The sequence below is a fragment of the Vibrio sp. 1874 genome (assembly GCF_033344395.1).
Taxonomy (GTDB): domain Bacteria; phylum Pseudomonadota; class Gammaproteobacteria; order Enterobacterales; family Vibrionaceae; genus Vibrio; species Vibrio alginolyticus.
The window spans coordinates 1-1,054 of sequence record NZ_JAWPOR010000180.1; the positions used below are offsets into that span (position 1 = coordinate 1).

At 45.3% G+C, this 1,054-nt stretch carries 1 protein-coding gene; it reads right to left on the bottom strand.

Features of this window, described 5'->3' with window-relative positions:
* Positions 1 to 535 precede the first annotated feature (535 nt).
* On the bottom strand, positions 536 to 1,054 hold a 519-nt coding region (locus tag R8N46_RS25460), incomplete at its 5' end, for a CatB-related O-acetyltransferase (RefSeq protein WP_318189810.1).

The following is a 1,054-nucleotide window of genomic DNA, read 5'->3' on the forward strand; positions in this document are numbered from 1 at the left end:
TATTATTGTTCTCTTCATCCTCCGTAATGATTGAGTGTTAGTTTAACCTTCGTTCAATAGCAAATTTTCTCGCTTTATTTCCGAAAATACTCATTAGATGGTGTCATGCGCCTTAGGCTAGTTTAAGGGCGCTTGTTAAGCATTGTGCCAATGGTTTGCTGTTTGCCGCCCTTAAATGTGAAAGGAGCCTTTACAGCTCCTTCAAATGCCCTTTGCCTCAACCAAAAACGCGTGGTCAATGCGCCGGGTATAATGTTGTGAGTAAGTTCTAGTGACACTTTCTGAACCGCGCAATGGGCTCCCTTACTTAAACAGAATGCGTCGATTACTATCGAACAAAGTTCCTTCCCGCTGTAACCGTCAAAACGCCGAGATCGCGTTCAAACAATTGAGTTTGCTTGTTCCTATCGTAGTTTTTCAACTCTGACTCATGGTGATTTAAACGAATCGATGCCAAGGAAACGCACAAGCTGCAACAATAGTTTTCGTCACAACGGAGCGAGATTATAACATATCGCTGATAATTTTCCTCATTTCAGTGACATTCGCCATCTTTATAGTTACTTTCCGCAATGATTAACTGCTCAATATCATTTCCACAGATAAAAGAGCGAAGCGCGTTAAACTTAGCCTCATCCCAAGAATACATCTTAAGAGCCAATAACTTATCAATCGTCTCTGGGTCAAAACGAGTTTTGATTGGCTTAGCAGGAGAGCCCGCTACCACGGTGTACGGCGGCACGTTTTTCGTCACGACACTGTTTGCGGCAATCACCGCGCCCTCGCCAATCGTAACGCCTGGCATGATCATCGCGCGCATTCCAATCCAAACAGCATCTCCGATAATCGTGTCGCCCCTGCTTTGATAGGAACGTTCGACATCATCAAGAAACGGATACAAGCAGAACCAATCGGTTCGATGATTGTGGTTGCCACCCATTAAAATCACCGCTTCGGCGGCGATACAAACGTAGTCACCAATATAGAGTTGGTCGACTTCCCAACGGGGTTGCCACTGCTTGCTGATTTCATCCCCCAGCAGATAACGAACGAC